Here is a 15,054-nt window from a genome sequence, read left to right as displayed (position 1 = left end):
CAGATACTACCTTATCTGACGCGTTGAGTCACAAAGAAAAGGGCCGCGAACGCGGCCCTGATGGGGATTATTTACTGACTTTCCTGATTTGCTTCACGTCGATTTCAACGGAATTCCAGTCTTTATCCACTTCGCCCTGAATTTCGACGGTATCCTGCGGCGTGACCGTCAGGCCGTACCAGCGCTTATGATCAATATCGACATTAATAGAGCCCGTACCATCTTTGAACAAATAGAGGTCATCGGAAATACGCTCGACGATATTGCCGCGCAGCGTTACCCAGGTGTCATCGCGCAGCGATTTTGCGCTTTCTACCGTCGCGCTGCTCCCGTTAGGTCCGACGAAGCCGCCGCCCTGGGTTTGTGTGGCGGTCGGGCCGGAAAAACCGCCCTGCTGGACCGCGATAGCCGGTGCAGTACTGAGTACCAGAACGGCAAAAATTGCAGCTGATTTTTTCATGTTCATTTCTCCCTTCTCGTCTTTTGCATCCATTAAATAAGTGAATCCTTAACGACTTCTTAAGGCAAAAAAAAGATTTATTTTTTTCTGTACATTGCGGGCGGCAACGGGGTTTACTTGCCCTGAGTGAATCCGACCCTGGGATGAAAAGATGCGAATTTTACTGATTGAAGATGATGCGTTGATTGGCGATGGCATTAAAACAGGTCTGAGTAAAATGGGCTTTTGCGTCGACTGGTTCACCGACGGTCGTCAGGGGAAGGAAGCGCTGCATAGCGCGCCGTATGACGCGGTGATCCTCGACCTGTCGCTGCCGGGAATGGACGGGCGCGACATTCTGCGCGACTGGCGCGAACAGGGTAAACGTGAGCCGGTATTGATACTGACCGCGCGCGATGCGCTGGCGCAGCGGGTCGAAGGCTTGCGCCTCGGCGCGGACGATTATCTCTGTAAGCCCTTCGCGCTTATTGAGGTTGCCGCCAGGCTGGAGGCGTTAATGCGCCGCGCCAGCGGCCAGGCCAGCAGCGAACTATGCCACGGACAGGTAACGCTCAATCCCGGTAACCGGGTCGCCGCGCTGAACGGCAGCGCCTTAGCGCTTAAGCCAAAAGAGTTCGCGCTACTTGAACTGTTAATGCGTAATAAAGGGCGAGTGCTGCCGCGTAAACTTATTGAAGAAAAGCTCTATAACTGGGACGAAGAGGTGACCAGCAACGCCGTTGAGGTTCACGTCCACCATCTGCGCCGTAAGCTGGGCAGCGATTTTATTCGTACCGTTCACGGCATCGGCTATACCCTTAGCGAGGCATAAAAGTGACTCAGCGTCTTAGCCTGCGCGTCAGGCTTACCCTCATCTTTCTGATTCTGGCGGCCATTACATGGGTGGCCTCAAGCTTTGTCGCCTGGAAGCAAACCACCGACAACGTGGACGAACTGTTTGACACCCAGCTGATGCTGTTCGCCAAACGGCTGGTGACGCTGGATCTGGATGAACTGAAGGCCCCTGAGCGAATGGCCCGCACGCCGAAAAAGTTTAAGCACGGCCATATTGACGATGACGTGCTGGTTTTTGCCATCTACACCCTCGACGGCAAGATGGTGCTGCACGACGGCGATAACGGGCAATATATTCCCTACAACTATCGCCGGGAGGGATTTGACGATGGTCAACTGGACGACGACGACGATCCGTGGCGCTTTGTCTGGCTGACTTCTGCGGACGGCAAGTATCGCATTGTGGTCGGCCAGGAGTGGGAATATCGTGAAGATATGGCGCTGGCGATCGTTATCGCCCAGCTGGTACCGTCGCTTATCGCGCTGCCGCTGATGCTGCTGTTATTGATTATACTGCTGCACCGAGAACTTAAGCCGCTGAAGAAAATGGCTGGCGCATTGCGTTTACGCGACCCGGAATCCAGCGAACCGCTCAGCGCGCAGGGGGTGCCGAGCGAGGTGCGCCCGCTGATCGACTCCCTTAACCAGCTCTTTGCCCGCACGCATAAAATGATGATGCGCGAACGGCGCTTCACCTCTGACGCGGCCCATGAGCTGCGTAGCCCGCTGGCGGCCCTCAAGGTGCAGGCCGACGTGGCACAGCTATCTGACGACGATCCGCAGGCGCGCGCGAAGGCGCTGGCGCAGCTGCATACCGGGATCGATCGCGCCACCCGTCTGGTCGATCAGCTGCTAACCCTTTCCCGTCTCGACTCGCTGGATAATCTGCAGGATGTGACGACGGTCGCCCTGGACGAGCTGCTGCAATCGGCGGTGATGGATATATACCATGCCGCACAGCAGACGGATATTGACGTGCGGCTGCACATTAACGCCCGCGACGTGAAGCGCACGGGCCAGCCGCTTCTGCTCAGCCTGCTGGCGCGCAATCTGCTGGATAACGCCATTCGCTACAGCCCGCGCGGCAGTATTGTCTGCGTCACCCTGAATGCTGACCACTTTACGGTCAGAGATAACGGCCCCGGCGTGACGCCGGAAGCGCTGGACCGCATCGGCGAACGTTTTTACCGCCCGCCCGGTCAACATGTTACCGGCAGCGGTCTGGGATTATCGATTGTGCGCCGTATTGCCGCGCTGCACGGCATGACGCTGTCGTTTGGCAATCTGCCGGAGGGAGGATTTGAAGCCACGGTGAGATGGAAATAGCGAATTATTGCACCAGCAGCAAAAGACTTTGTACATTTTTCTCATTTCTCCGTCCCGTCTGCAGGCGTAGAATTAGCCTCAAACGCATTTTGCAGAGGACAAATAATGAGCAACATCCTGATTATCAACGGCGCGAAAAAATTCGCTCACTCTAACGGACAGCTGAACGACACTCTGACCGAAGTCGCGGACGGCACGCTGCGCGGCCTCGGGCATGATGTTCGCATTGTGCGCGCAGACGGCGAATACGATGTGAAAGAAGAAGTCCAGAACTTCGTCTGGGCCGACGTGGTGATCTGGCAGATGCCAGGCTGGTGGATGGGCGCGCCGTGGACGGTGAAAAAATACATTGATGATGTCTTTACCGAAGGCCACGGTACGCTGTACGCCAGCGATGGCCGTACCCGTTCCGACGCCACGAAAAAATATGGCTCCGGCGGCCTGATTCAGGGCAAAAAATATATGCTGTCGCTGACCTGGAACGCGCCGATGGAAGCCTTTACCGAGAAAGATCAGTTCTTCCACGGCGTGGGCGTTGACGGCGTTTATCTGCCGTTCCATAAGGCGAATCAGTTCCTCGGTATGGAAGCGCTGCCGACCTTTATCGCCAATGACGTGATCAAAATGCCGGACGTTCCGCGTTATCTTGCAGAATATCGCGAGCATCTGACCGCGATTTTTGGTTAACTGGTAGCCTGGAATTAGAAGGAGTTAACCATGCTTACAGTGATTGCTGAAATTCGTACCCGTCCGGGTCAACATCACCGCCAGGCGGTGCTGGAACAGTTTGCGAAAATCGTTCCAACCGTACTGAAAGAAGAAGGCTGCCACGGCTACGCGCCGATGGTGGATCACGCCGCAGGCGTCAGCTTCCAGACCACCGCGCCTGACTCAATCGTGATGATTGAACAGTGGGAAAGCATTGCGCACCTTGAGGCACACCTGCAAACCCCGCATATGAAAGCGTATAGCGAAGCGGTGAAGGGCGACGTGCTGGAGATGAATATCCGTATTCTGGAATCCGGAATCTAAGCGTTCTGCGTCATGCCGGGTCGGCAAGAACGACGACCCGGCGGCGGTGCCTTAAGGCAACGCTCTTTTCAGTCTGCGCACCGCTTCTTCCAGTTCAGCCATCGTCGGCGTGGCAAAAGAGAGTCGTAGCGTGCGCTTGTCCGGGTTATCGCTGTAGAAAAATTCCCCCGGCACATAGACAACTTTTTCCTCTAAGGTACGGGAAAGCCAGGCCGTGGCGTCAAAATCGTGACGGAAGGTCGCCCACAGAAACATCCCGCCCTGCGGCATATGGAAAGTGATATGTTCGTCCAGTTCGCTGCGCATCATATCCGCCAGTACATAACACTTCTCGCGATAAGCCTGACGGATTAGCGTAATCTGCTCCGCCAGCCGTCCCAGCGACAGATAGCTGGCGGCCATCGCCTGCGAATGCGCGCTGGTATGCAGATCGGTCGCCTGCTTCACGATGGTCGCTTTTTGGCTGATCCACTCCGGCAATACCACCCAGCCCACCCGCAGGCCCGGCGCCAGAATTTTAGAGAAGGTCGAGGTATAAATCACATGCCCGGCGCAGCCCGCTTCCGCAGCGTGCCGGAACAGCGGTTTCCAGTGCTGGTCAGTGAAGTTAATTTCACCGTAGGGATCGTCTTCGATAATCACGAAATCGTGCTGTTTCGCCAGCTGTACCAGCTTGCGACGACGCGCTTCGCTCAGCACCACGCCCCCCGGATTGCCAAAGGTCGGCACGACATACAGCGCTTTAATCGTATGGCGCTGCAACAGCTGCTCCAGCTCGTCAACGATCATGCCGTCCTTGTCGGTGCCCACCGACAGAATATCGGCCTGCGACAACTGTAGAACCTGCAAGGCGGCAAGATAGGTCGGGCGCTCAACCACCACCTTATCCCCCGGATTCACCAGCGTTCTGACCAGAATATCCAGCGACTGCTGGGAACCGTTGGTGATCAAAATTCGATCCGCCGCGCAGTCAACGCCACGCTCCCGACAGAGCTGGCTGATAGCCTCGCGCAGAGGCGGAAAGCCCTCGCTCAGACCATACTGGAAGGCATCAAGAAACTGATTTTCCATCATCTGATGGGTGGCGAGTTCAAGACCGGTTTTATCGAACAGTTCGGGGCTGGGGATCCCGCCGCCAAGAGAGATGACGCCGGGCATTTTGCTGTGTTTTAACAATTCGCGGATCGCCGACGGCTTTAACGCATCGACGTTGCGGGCGAGATGTGTGTTGTTCATGCTGTTTCCTTATCACGTATTTTGGCGTTCATCCCCGGTATCAGCTATCCACCTGTCGATACCCGCCAGATTACGTTGCGCCCCCGCGTTCTCGCCTCCGCTTGAGCGTAATAGACCTCTCTACCAGAATCAATAAGTCTCTTCCGCGCCTGGCCCTTCCCGGCGCGGAAATAACTTACCAGTACAGCTTCCAGCACTGGGTGAAACGCATCAGCGCTTCCACATAGAAATAATCCCCCCAGCTCGCACACTCATCCACACCCTTATTGCTGGACAGGTGATACACCGAGTGCTTCAGTAAACCGTTGCCCTTCTCGTCTTTCGCCATCAGGTAGTGCGAGGTCAGCGAAGACATTATCCCCATTGCCCACTGCTGATAGCATTCGCGATCCGGATCGGTGACCGGCAGATGTTTAATCAGCTCCAGCAGGCCGCAGACCGCAATCGCCGCCGAGGAGGAGTCGCGCAGCGCGTCGGTTCCCACCAGCGCCAGATCCCAGTGACAAACGGCATCGTCTGGCAGTCGGTTGAGGAAGTAGTTCGCCAGCTTTTTCGACAATGCGACCATCTCTTTATCGCCGGTGTAGATGTAGCTCAACAAGAAGCCGTAAATGCCCCACGCCTGCCCGCGCGACCAGCACGAGTCGTCGGCGTAGCCCTGCTGCGTGTTGCCATAGCGCGGCGCGCCGGTTTCCACATCCATATAGTAAGTATGGAATGTAGAAGTATCTTCACGAATCAGATATTTCGCTGCCTGCGCCACGTGCGCCTTCGCCGCTTCGGCAAAACGCCTGTCGCCGGTCTGCTCGCTGGCCCAGTAGAGCAGCGGCAGGTTCATATTGCAGTCGATGATCATCCGTCCGGCCTGTTGCGGATCGTTAAGATCGCCCCACGCCTGAATGATCTGCGCCTTCTTATGAAAACGTTCCAGCAGCGCTTCCGCCGCCATCAGGGCAAAACCGCGCGCATCGCGATTGCCCGTCAGGCGCCAGGCCGCCACGCAGGAAAGCGTATAGAGAAAGCCGAGATCGTGGGTGTTGGTATCATGGCGTCCGGCAATGCGCAGACCGAATGAACGCACATGCTTTTCCGCCAGTTCACGGAACGTCGCTTCGCCGCTCATCTCCCAGGCCAGCCAGAGCTGCCCGGTCCAGAAGCTGGTAGTCCATTCAACGTTGTCGGTTAACGGGTAATAGCCTTTAACGCAGGTTTCGGCGGGAAATTGTTCACCGAATTCCGTTAAATGACGGCTAATCAGTTCAAGGACATGCTGACGCGCGCCATTCATTTGATCCTGAAATGCTCCCATAGCGATTGGGCTGCCAGGGAAGGCGCGTAACGTCTCCTCAACGATATGGTTTAACATATTTCGGTTCCTTAATGCGTAATTTATCTTGAAGCGTTATTCTCAGCGATATCAAGCGCGGCATTGCTCCGGCGCTTACTTTTACATGCCGACAGGGTAAATGCGGAAATGAGCGTAAAGACCAGGGCGATAATACCCATAATGATATAGGTTTTCTCAAAACCAATACGGTCATACATTAATCCGGCAGGGGACGAGACGACTACGTTACCGACATACAGCATCGCCTGATAACCCAGCAAATACATGGTGGCATTGACGCGTTTATCAAAATGTTCGGCGATATATTTAAATACCGAAACCAACAGTAAACAGATTTCCAGACCGTACAGCGGCTTCAGCACCGAAATTAACAGATGGGAATCGCACAGCCCGGAAATAACCAGCCGCGCTCCTACCAGCGCCCCCACAATCAGCAGCCCCGTTTCGCGCCGACGTAGTTCACGAACAGCGGAATCACCATATACATGACGAATTCCATGCCCGACTGCACGGTGCCAAGATAACCAAACACCGCATTCCCTTCCTGCACGTCGGAAAAGAAGGTGACGAAATAGCGGGAGAACTGCTGCTCGGCGATAAACATCATCCACGCCACGCCCGCGACATACAGGCAAAAGGCCCAGAATTTACGATTCTGCAGCAGGGCATACACGTCCGCCGGCGCGATTTTCTCTTTGGTCAGCACCTCGGCGGCGTTGGCCGCATTGACGTTAACCTTGAGGCTCAGCAGGACGATCAGCATCACCACCGACGCCACGCTGCCGAGCATAAAGTTATACGCAGGAGAGAGGTTGAACAGCAGACCAGAGAAGGAGGAAGCCACCGCCCAGCCAAGCGATCCCCACATGCGGATCTGGCCAAACTCCATACCGTTGAGGCGGCTATAGCGATCGGAATAGGATTCACAGGCCGCCACGCCGGCATACCAGGCAAAGCTCAGGTAGATCGCGCCGATAATAATCCCCAGCATGGTGCTGGACATTAACAGCGGCTGATAAACGTAAATAAAGAACGGCGCCATCAGGGCGGACATAATGACGACAAAATAGAGCAAATATTTGCTCATGCCGATTTTATCAAGAATATAGCCGTAGATCGGTTTCAGAATAACCGAAAAGATACCATTCACCGCAAACACGGTGCCAATCACCGTACCGCTAAGCTGCGCTTTTTGTCCCAGCCAAATCGCTAACAGACCAATACTGGCTGACCAGGTAAAAAAATAGAGGAATATAAAACTACTGATTTTGTAATATTCCACTCTGTTATTCAGTGACAGTTTATTCATATCATCCTCGCCGACGTGTAGAGTGCCAGTTTTTTATAAATCGAACGACAGCTGGCGTGCGCTTCCAGGCTCGCGAATAACGACCTGGTTATTGTTGAGTTCAAGCTGCGGGATCGCCGCATAATTTTTCGGTTTGCCAGAGGCCGCCACCGCACAGCACAGCCAGCTTTCTCCCTGCCCAATCTCTGCGGCGAGCACCGGTACAGAGGCGCATTCGGCAAACATAATGCTGCTGTTTGGCGGGGTAACGACGCTGTCAGCCTGGCGATGAATAACCGGCGACAGATCGACGATCGCGCTGCTGCCGTTGCTGGCGGTAATCACACAGCCGCGCTCGTACAGCTGGTGCTCCGCTTTCTGCACCGCAAATCCGCCCTCTACCGTCTGTAAAATACGGGCGCTGTTGATGCGGTGCAGACGAATATGCCACTCGCCAAATGGCGCAAGCCAGGTATCGATGGTGACGTCATGCCACGGCGACCAGCGGGAGAAAATCGCATTTTCATCCACCCGCACCATCTCGCAGTCGCGTCGGCCACGGTAGTAATTGTCTCCGTCCGCCAGCAGCAGCATTGAATCGCACGCCGCATGTTTAATGCCGTATCGTCCGCGTTCGATGGTGAAACCAAAGCGGCTGGAATAGGCGAATTTGGTGTATTTGGCTTCGGTATTGACGTAGTTATTCAGCTCAAGCTGGCCGGAGGTCAGCAGGGTGACGTGATCGGAGCGCTCGCTGTGCTGCGCTATTTGTCCGGCATGGGGCATTGCCCGCGTTTCGGCAAGCGTGGGAAGCGGCAGCTCGTCCGCCTGCCAGAACGGATGCGTCGACGGCAGGGCAAGGATCAGAAATACCTTCAGCGCCCAGTAGGGAGAGCCCGGCGAGTTGTAGTCTTCGCACATCGCCAGATTCGGGTAGGCAAAACCCAGCGTCAGGATGCCATCGCGATCGAAAACAGGCTGCTGTTGCCACCAGCGCAGATGGCGCAGAATAATCCCTTTGATCACCCCCGGCGAGAAAACATCGAGATCGGCAAAAGCCGCCGCGCTCCAGAACGCCACCATCGCGAAGCGATAGGTCAGGCTGCGGCCAAACGGCACCGAGGCGCCGTCCGCCGCCGACATATAGATAAAATCCTGCGCAAACAGCCGTGAGCGTTCACGCAGCGTGGCGGCGCGTTCGGCATCCTGCGGATTGAGCGTGGCGTACAGCAGGCCGTAAAAATGGAAGGCCATGGAGATGTAATAATCCTTTGGCCGTCCCGGACCGTCGGAGTACCAGCCGTCGCCCAGATAGTACGCCTCCATCATTGCAAAACGGCGGTCGATGGCGTCCTGATCGAACGGCAAACCGGCGCGCATGAAGCCGAGCTGGACGATAATGGCGAAATAGTTCCAGTTGCTGTCGGGCATTTGCGCGTCGGTAATCTGATTCAGCCAGCGATGCAGATTTTCCCGCTCGGCTGCGCTGAACGCATCGGTCAGACGCCTCTGCAACAGGGCAAGGCCAAGACCGTAAGCGGCCATCTCCACCAGACGCTGATCGTAAGGACCGGTATCGCCCCAGTAATGCGGACTTTGCGGATCGGTGCCGAGCTTAATCGCCTGAATATATTTATCCGCAAACGGGACTTCCGCGCCGCCAGCCAGCAGTGGAAACAGTCCCCACAGCGCGCGGGAAAGGCCCTCCATGCAGGCGATATCCACACTGTAATGCGCGCAGGTGTCCCCCAGCGAAAACTGCGCCTGCCCCGCCGGAAACTGCTTATCCAGCGCGCTTAAGATGTCATTAACGGCTCGCGTTACGTCTTCGCGGGATGACAAAGGATTTGATGTTTCTTCAGCAGCCGACCACATAGCCTGTCCTCCAGATTAAGAGGCCAAATCATAGTGAATGGCGGCGAAGCGGAAATGTTAGCTCAGTCACACCCTTGAACGCGCAATAAAACAGCTATTGAGAAAATTTAAAAAAAGGGTTTATAAATGAAATCAGGCCGATAAAAATTTAAATTGGTTGCACTATGAACCTCACGCTGAATGCAGAACATCTGGAACTGATCACGCTGAATGACGCTATTGCGTCATTCAGTCGGCTGTTTGCTAATACGGTTCGCTATCACCACTGGCATCAGTGTCTGGAAGTGCTGTATGTGGAAGACGGGTTCGGCGTGGTTACGGTCGATCATAAGCAGTACACCATGCGACCGGGACGAATGTTCTTTTTTCCACCGTTTACGCTGCATAAAATCATGGTCGACGAGCAGGCGCAGGATCGCTACCGGCGCACCATTATTCATCTCGATCAGCACGCGGTGCTCAAGGTACTGCGCGATTTTCCGCTCAGCCAGCAGCGTCTGCAAAAGCTCAGCGCCCGCGGCAGCGAAGCCTGGGTGATTGATGCTGCGGAGATCCACCGGCATATCGATTTTCTGTTCAGTCGCTATGAGAGCCTGAGCACGCGCAAGCCGCTGAACGCCGAGCACGTTGCCTGCCTGTTGTTGAATCTTCTCAGCATGTTGCCCGAAGACAGGCACAGTATGCAGGAGATCGACAGCGGGATCGCCAGTCAGGTGATGTTCTGGCTTGATGAAAACTACACGCGAAAATTCCGTCTGGATGCGCTGGCAGCCGAAATCGGCAAATCAAAAAGTTACGTTTCACGCCGTTTCCATTATGAAACCGGCGAGAGCATTCTGGAGTATCTCAATACCTTACGGCTCAGAAAAGCCTGCGAGGCGCTGTTGCACAGCAAAGCCAGCGTGCGGGAAATTGCCGGTCAGGTGGGATTCTCGGATGTGACCTATTTCATCAGCGCTTTTGGCAAGGGGATTGGCGAGACGCCGTTACAGTACCGAAAAAGGCATTCCGCATAAAATTGCCGGATGGCGGCCCACAGCCAACCCCAGTCTGTAGGCCCGGTAAGCGGCAGCGCCACCGGGCAAATTTGCCGGAGGGCGACCCACAGCCAACATCAACCCGTAGGCCCGGTAAGCGTCAGCGCCACCGGGCAATTTGCCGGATGGCGGCATGCTTCAAAGACGAAGGACTATGCCTCAATATCGGCGAGATCGCCTTTCTCCTGCAACCAGTTGCGGCGGTCTTCGGAGCGTTTCTTCGCCAGCAGCATATCCATCACCGCGTTGGTACGCTGATCGTCTTCATCGCTGATGGTGAGCTGCACCAGGCGGCGGGTGTTCGGGTCCAGCGTCGTTTCACGCAGTTGCATCGGGTTCATCTCCCCCAGCCCTTTAAAGCGCTGAACGTTCGGCTTGCCTTTCTTACGCTTGAGCTGCTCCAGCACGCCCGCTTTCTCTTCTTCGGTGAGGGCGTAATAGACCTCTTTGCCGAGATCGATACGGTACAGCGGCGGCAGCGCAACGTAGACGTGTCCGTGCTTCACCAGCGTGCGGAAGTGCTTCACAAACAGCGCGCAGAGCAGCGTGGCGATATGCAGGCCGTCGGAGTCGGCATCCGCAAGAATGCAGATCTTACCGTAGCGCAGCTGGCTCAGATCCTCGCTGTCCGGATCGATACCGATCGCCACCGAGATATCGTGAACCTCCTGCGAGGCCAGCACCTCATCAGAGGAGACTTCCCAGGTATTAAGGATCTTCCCTTTGAGCGGCATGATCGCCTGATATTCCCGATCGCGCGCCTGTTTCGCCGACCCGCCCGCCGAGTCCCCTTCCACAAGGAACAGCTCGGTCCGGTTCAGATCCTGGGCGGTACAGTCCGCCAGTTTTCCCGGCAGCGCCGGTCCGCTGGTCAGCTTTTTACGCACCACTTTCTTCGCCGCGCGCAGTCGACGCTGGGCGCTGGCAATCGCCATTTCCGCCAGCATTTCAGCGGACTGAACGTTCTGATTCAGCCACAGGGTAAAGGCGTCTTTCACCACCCCGGAGACGAACGCCGCGCACTGACGCGAAGAGAGGCGTTCTTTGGTCTGACCGGCAAACTGCGGATCCTGCATCTTCACCGAAAGCACGTAGGCGCAGCGGTCCCAGATATCTTCCGCCGACAGCTTCACGCCGCGCGGCAGAATATTGCGGTATTCGCAGAACTCGCGCATCGCGTCGAGCAGCCCCTGACGCAGACCGTTAACGTGCGTCCCGCCCTGCATGGTGGGGATCAGGTTGACGTAGCTTTCGGTCAGCAGCTCGCCGCCTTCCGGTAGCCAGAGCAGCGCCCAGTCGACCGCTTCCGTATCGCCTTCGAAATTGCCGATAAACGGTTTTTCAGGCAGAGTCGGCAGGCCGTTGACCGCCTCGCCCAGGTAGTCGTTCAGCCCATCCTGGTAGCACCAGCGCTGTTCACTGTTGTTGACCAGATCCTTGAAAGTGATTTCGACGCCAGGGCACAGCACCGCTTTCGCTTTCAGCACGTGCGTTAAGCGGGAGACAGAAAAACGCGGGCTATCGAAGAAGGATTCATCCGGCCAGAAGTGTACGCTGGTGCCGGTATTGCGTTTGCCACAGGTGCCGACGACCTGGAGATCCTGGACTTTCTCACCGTTTTCAAACGCAATGTTATACACCTGACCATCGCGGCGCACGTTGACCTCCACGCGCTTCGACAGGGCGTTCACCACTGAGATCCCGACCCCGTGCAGACCGCCGGAGAACTGGTAGTTCTTGTTGGAGAACTTACCGCCCGCGTGCAGGCGGCAGAGGATCAGCTCAACCGCCGGGACACCCTCCTCCGGATGAATATCTACAGGCATACCGCGCCCGTCATCAATGACTTCCAGCGATTGATCGGCATGTAAAATCACGTCCACGCGTTTCGCGTGGCCCGCCAGTGCTTCATCAACACTGTTATCAATCACTTCCTGCCCAAGATGATTGGGGCGGGTGGTATCGGTGTACATCCCTGGGCGGCGGCGCACCGGCTCAAGCCCAGTGAGTACCTCAATGGCATCAGCGTTATAACTTTGCGTCATGGTGTTTAATAGCAATTCGAAATGATTGTCAGCAACTGTGCAGTCCAAGGAAATCGACAATCTGGTTGAAATAATCTTCGAAGCCCGTGAATGCGTGGCAGCCGCCGTCAATGACTGTCTGTCGGCAGGAGGCGTAATACGCCACCGCCTGGCGGTAATCCAGTACTTCATCCCCCGTCTGTTGCAGCAGCCAGATAAGATCCGGCGCTTCCAGCGGGTCAATCTGCATGACTTTAAGATCGTAAATATGACGAGACTCTAGCACATATTGCTGCCCCGTCCAGGGGTTCTCGTTCTGGCCCAGGTAGTCCGTCAACAATTCAAAGGGCCGTACCGCCGGATTAACCACAACGGCAGGCAGCATAAAGCATTGCGACAGCCAGGTCGCATAATAACCGCCCAGAGAAGAGCCGACAACGCCCAGCGGCGCCCCGCCGTGCTCCAGCACGATAGATTCCAGCATTTCCGCGGCGTCGGCCGGATAGGGCGGCAGCTGCGGCACAATCATCTCCACGCCGGGATGCTGTTCACGCAGCCACGCTTTCAGCAGGCAGGCTTTCGCCGAACGGGGTGAACTATTGAAGCCGTGAAGGTAAAGAAGCGTCGACATCAGTAACCTTCGGAATCGGTATCAGGCCGAAACGCGTCGCCCTGTAAACGGCAGATGTCCGTTTGCAGCGTACCGTCGGCAAACAGCTCCAGCGTGCGCCAGCCCGGACTGATGGTGTCGAGGGTAAAGTTGGCGCAGTGCGGTTTGAACTGGACGCAGGTTGACGGCGTCGCCAGCAGGCGGCGTCCATTCCAGTCGACATCCAGATCCTGATGGATATGCCCGCAAAGCAGATGCGTCACGCGCGGGTAGTTCGCCAGCACGCTGTCCAGCTCCGCGGCATTACGCAGGCTGTGCTGATCAAGCCAGCTGCATCCTGCCGGCATAGGATGATGATGTAAAAGCAGAAGGGTGTAGCGTTCCGGCGCTGCGGCCAGCTTATTTTCCAGCCACTCGAGCTGGAATTCGCTCAGTTCGCCGTGAGGCACGCCAAAAACCTGACTGTCGAGAAGCAGAATTTGCCAGTGTTCGCCCGCCATAACGCACTTGGCCGGAGAGATCCCCGCCTCCTGAAGCGCGCTGTACATCGCGGGCTGAAAGTCATGGTTGCCCGGCAACCAGACGCAGGGCGCGCGGAAGCTTGCGATGCCCTCCGCAAAATGCTGGTAGGCCGCAGCGGTTTGATCCTGCGCTAAATCGCCTGTCGCCACGATCAGATCGTATTCCTGCCCGTCGGCATGAATCGCCTCCAGCACGGCCTGGTAGCTCTCCCAGGTATTCACGCCCAACAGCGTTTCGTGCTTCTCGGCAAACAGGTGAGTATCGGTAATTTGTAAGATCCTGACTCTGGCCTCACCAGCCAGAGGAAGGTTTAACAGGCTTTCCAAATGGTGTCCTTAGGTTTCACGACGCTAGTAAACCGGAATCGCCATCGCTCCATGTGCTAAACAGTATCTTAGCCAGTCGGCCAAAAACTGATTAATTTGATGCTTTTCGTCGCGTTGATGCAACTTTTTATTTGGGTAATCATACCGCGCTTTAAAGCGAAAGATCTGCTGGCTTGAACACACTTCGGCCACCATCGCGTCATGATAGAGGCGTACGGTCAGCGACGGCAGGCTCCAGTAGGTGATAGCCGGCGCCGTCTGCTCGATAGTGACAAGCGTAGTGTATCGGGTCGATTCAACGACCGTCAGGCGATATTGTGCGTTTCCTACCTGATAGCTTACCGTTTCGCCGGGTGCGTCATTGCGCGGCAGCAGGCGGCGTAATTGCGAAAAATTGGTTTCGCAAAGACGCATCATTTCCGGGAAGTCAGGTGTATAGCGCTTCATTTTTTCCACTCGTGTATTAACTCTTTATAGTGCAGCTGTAGCCATTGCAGGGCGATGACAGAAGCCGCGTTATCAATTTTCCCCTCCACAACCCATTGGTAAGCCTGCTCCCGGCTTACCACATGAACCCGAATATCTTCGTTTTCATCAGCCAGACCGTGAATCCCCTTCGCGGTCGTGGCGTCCACTTCACCCACCATAATTGACGAGCGTTCGCTGGTGCCCCCGGGGCTTGCCAGATAGCTGAGCACCGGTTTCGTCCGTTTCACCATGATGCCGGCCTCCTCCATCGCCTCGCGGCGGGCCACCTCTTCGACGGTTTCGCCCTCTTCAATCATCCCTGCCACCAGCTCCAGCAGCCACGGCGTATCGCTGGTGTCATAAGCCGCGATGCGCACCTGTTCAATCAGCACCACTTCGTCGCGCTCAGGGTCAAAGGGTAGCAAGACAGCGGCGTGACCGCGCTCAAAAATTTCGCGGCGCACCTCCTGACTCATCTCGCCGTTGAATAAGCGGTGGCGAAAGCGGTACAGATCCAGCGAAAAAAAACCGCGGTAAAGCGTTTCACGTGCAATAATTTCTACATCGTTTTTGGTGAAAGTTACTGGCGAGTTGTCTGATTTACGCATTGTGCCGTCCGTTCTGTACCAATAGTGATTTAAATGTGAATTTCAAGGGCGTTAGCCTGC

Annotated in this window: 14 protein-coding genes and 1 pseudogene; 5 read left to right on the top strand and 10 right to left on the bottom strand. The window is 55.9% G+C overall.

What is annotated here, in order from left to right:
* Positions 1-67: 67 nt before the first annotated feature.
* Positions 68-460, bottom strand: a complete 393-nt coding sequence (locus tag K7R23_RS08725) for a YgiW/YdeI family stress tolerance OB fold protein (protein WP_024132938.1) — start codon at positions 458-460, stop codon at positions 68-70.
* Between the two features lie 151 nt (positions 461-611).
* Here K7R23_RS08725 and qseB point away from each other — a divergent pair, with 151 nt between their 5' ends.
* From qseB to K7R23_RS08705, 4 genes are all read left to right on the top strand, one after another.
* Complete coding sequence (qseB, locus tag K7R23_RS08720) at positions 612-1,271, top strand: quorum sensing response regulator transcription factor QseB (protein WP_012907610.1); 660 nt, start codon at positions 612-614, stop codon at positions 1,269-1,271.
* Complete coding sequence (gene qseC, locus K7R23_RS08715) at positions 1,268-2,620, top strand: quorum sensing histidine kinase QseC (RefSeq protein ID WP_024132939.1); 1,353 nt, start codon at positions 1,268-1,270, stop codon at positions 2,618-2,620. Before qseB ends, qseC begins: the two co-directional genes overlap by 4 nt.
* Before the next feature lie 105 nt (positions 2,621-2,725).
* Positions 2,726-3,307, top strand: coding sequence for an NAD(P)H-dependent oxidoreductase (locus K7R23_RS08710; protein ID WP_012907612.1), 582 nt, complete (start codon positions 2,726-2,728; stop codon positions 3,305-3,307).
* A gap of 30 nt (positions 3,308-3,337) precedes the next feature.
* Entirely contained in the window at positions 3,338-3,652 is a 315-nt protein-coding gene (locus tag K7R23_RS08705) for a putative quinol monooxygenase (RefSeq protein WP_012907613.1), read from the top strand.
* A 51-nt stretch (positions 3,653-3,703) separates the two neighbouring features.
* On the opposite strand, the gene K7R23_RS08700 is transcribed toward K7R23_RS08705, so the two are convergent.
* From K7R23_RS08700 to K7R23_RS08685, 4 genes and pseudogenes are all read right to left on the bottom strand, one after another.
* Positions 3,704-4,888, bottom strand: coding sequence for an aminotransferase-like domain-containing protein (locus K7R23_RS08700; RefSeq protein ID WP_012907614.1), 1,185 nt, complete (start codon positions 4,886-4,888; stop codon positions 3,704-3,706).
* Positions 4,889-5,063: 175 nt separating this feature from the next.
* Positions 5,064-6,254 carry a glycoside hydrolase family 88 protein gene (locus tag K7R23_RS08695; RefSeq protein ID WP_012907615.1) on the bottom strand — a complete coding sequence of 397 codons (1,191 nt, stop codon included), beginning with the start codon at positions 6,252-6,254 and terminating at the stop codon, positions 5,064-5,066.
* A gap of 23 nt (positions 6,255-6,277) precedes the next feature.
* Positions 6,278-7,545: pseudogene (locus tag K7R23_RS08690) on the bottom strand (oligosaccharide MFS transporter).
* Positions 7,546-7,578: 33 nt separating this feature from the next.
* On the bottom strand, positions 7,579-9,399 hold the full coding sequence (locus tag K7R23_RS08685; RefSeq protein WP_012907616.1) for a DUF2264 domain-containing protein: 1,821 nt from the start codon (positions 9,397-9,399) through the stop codon (positions 7,579-7,581).
* Between the two features lie 164 nt (positions 9,400-9,563).
* Between K7R23_RS08685 and K7R23_RS08680 the strand changes: the two genes are divergently transcribed.
* Complete coding sequence (locus K7R23_RS08680; RefSeq protein WP_012907617.1) at positions 9,564-10,415, top strand: helix-turn-helix transcriptional regulator; 852 nt, start codon at positions 9,564-9,566, stop codon at positions 10,413-10,415.
* 173 nt (positions 10,416-10,588) lie between these two features.
* Here the strand turns inward: K7R23_RS08680 and parE are convergent, their stop codons facing one another.
* Genes parE through nudF form a run of 5 tightly spaced genes read right to left on the bottom strand, consistent with a single transcriptional unit; the run spans position 10,589 to position 14,994 of the window.
* Positions 10,589-12,481: a DNA topoisomerase IV subunit B gene (parE, locus tag K7R23_RS08675; protein ID WP_012907618.1), complete on the bottom strand. Its 1,893-nt coding sequence runs from the start codon at positions 12,479-12,481 to the stop codon at positions 10,589-10,591.
* 28 nt (positions 12,482-12,509) lie between these two features.
* Positions 12,510-13,091, bottom strand: a complete 582-nt coding sequence (yqiA, locus tag K7R23_RS08670; RefSeq protein WP_012907619.1) for an esterase YqiA — start codon at positions 13,089-13,091, stop codon at positions 12,510-12,512.
* On the bottom strand, positions 13,091-13,918 hold the full coding sequence (gene cpdA / locus K7R23_RS08665) for a 3',5'-cyclic-AMP phosphodiesterase (protein WP_012907620.1): 828 nt from the start codon (positions 13,916-13,918) through the stop codon (positions 13,091-13,093). The genes yqiA and cpdA overlap by 1 nt, the downstream gene beginning before the upstream one ends.
* 24 nt (positions 13,919-13,942) lie before the next feature.
* The gene (locus K7R23_RS08660) at positions 13,943-14,365 is read right to left on the bottom strand and encodes a DUF1249 family protein (RefSeq protein WP_012907621.1); all 423 of its coding nucleotides are present in this window, start codon (positions 14,363-14,365) and stop codon (positions 13,943-13,945) included.
* A complete protein-coding gene (nudF, locus tag K7R23_RS08655; RefSeq protein ID WP_012907622.1) occupies positions 14,362-14,994 on the bottom strand; it encodes an ADP-ribose diphosphatase in 633 nt (210 codons plus the stop codon). The genes K7R23_RS08660 and nudF overlap by 4 nt, the downstream gene beginning before the upstream one ends.
* Between the last annotated feature and the right edge of the window lie 60 nt (positions 14,995-15,054).

Origin of the sequence: Citrobacter rodentium NBRC 105723 = DSM 16636, assembly GCF_021278985.1 — a bacterium.
In the GTDB taxonomy this organism is placed as follows: domain Bacteria; phylum Pseudomonadota; class Gammaproteobacteria; order Enterobacterales; family Enterobacteriaceae; genus Citrobacter_A; species Citrobacter_A rodentium.
This window is presented reverse-complemented; position numbering and strand designations above follow the sequence as displayed.

What these genes read in the sequence shown, in the direction of transcription:
- K7R23_RS08725 (WP_024132938.1), bottom strand. Translation starts at nt 460, where the DNA reads ATGAAAAAATCAGCTGCAATTTTTGCCGTTCTGGTACTCAGTACTGCA.
- qseB (WP_012907610.1), top strand. Translation starts at nt 612, where the DNA reads ATGCGAATTTTACTGATTGAAGATGATGCGTTGATTGGCGATGGCATT.
- K7R23_RS08710 (WP_012907612.1), top strand. Translation starts at nt 2,726, where the DNA reads ATGAGCAACATCCTGATTATCAACGGCGCGAAAAAATTCGCTCACTCT.
- K7R23_RS08705 (WP_012907613.1), top strand. Translation starts at nt 3,338, where the DNA reads ATGCTTACAGTGATTGCTGAAATTCGTACCCGTCCGGGTCAACATCAC.
- K7R23_RS08700 (WP_012907614.1), bottom strand. Translation starts at nt 4,888, where the DNA reads ATGAACAACACACATCTCGCCCGCAACGTCGATGCGTTAAAGCCGTCG.
- K7R23_RS08695 (WP_012907615.1), bottom strand. Translation starts at nt 6,254, where the DNA reads ATGTTAAACCATATCGTTGAGGAGACGTTACGCGCCTTCCCTGGCAGC.
- K7R23_RS08685 (WP_012907616.1), bottom strand. Translation starts at nt 9,399, where the DNA reads ATGTGGTCGGCTGCTGAAGAAACATCAAATCCTTTGTCATCCCGCGAA.
- K7R23_RS08680 (WP_012907617.1), top strand. Translation starts at nt 9,564, where the DNA reads ATGAACCTCACGCTGAATGCAGAACATCTGGAACTGATCACGCTGAAT.
- parE (WP_012907618.1), bottom strand. Translation starts at nt 12,481, where the DNA reads ATGACGCAAAGTTATAACGCTGATGCCATTGAGGTACTCACTGGGCTT.
- yqiA (WP_012907619.1), bottom strand. Translation starts at nt 13,091, where the DNA reads ATGTCGACGCTTCTTTACCTTCACGGCTTCAATAGTTCACCCCGTTCG.
- K7R23_RS08660 (WP_012907621.1), bottom strand. Translation starts at nt 14,365, where the DNA reads ATGAAGCGCTATACACCTGACTTCCCGGAAATGATGCGTCTTTGCGAA.
- nudF (WP_012907622.1), bottom strand. Translation starts at nt 14,994, where the DNA reads ATGCGTAAATCAGACAACTCGCCAGTAACTTTCACCAAAAACGATGTA.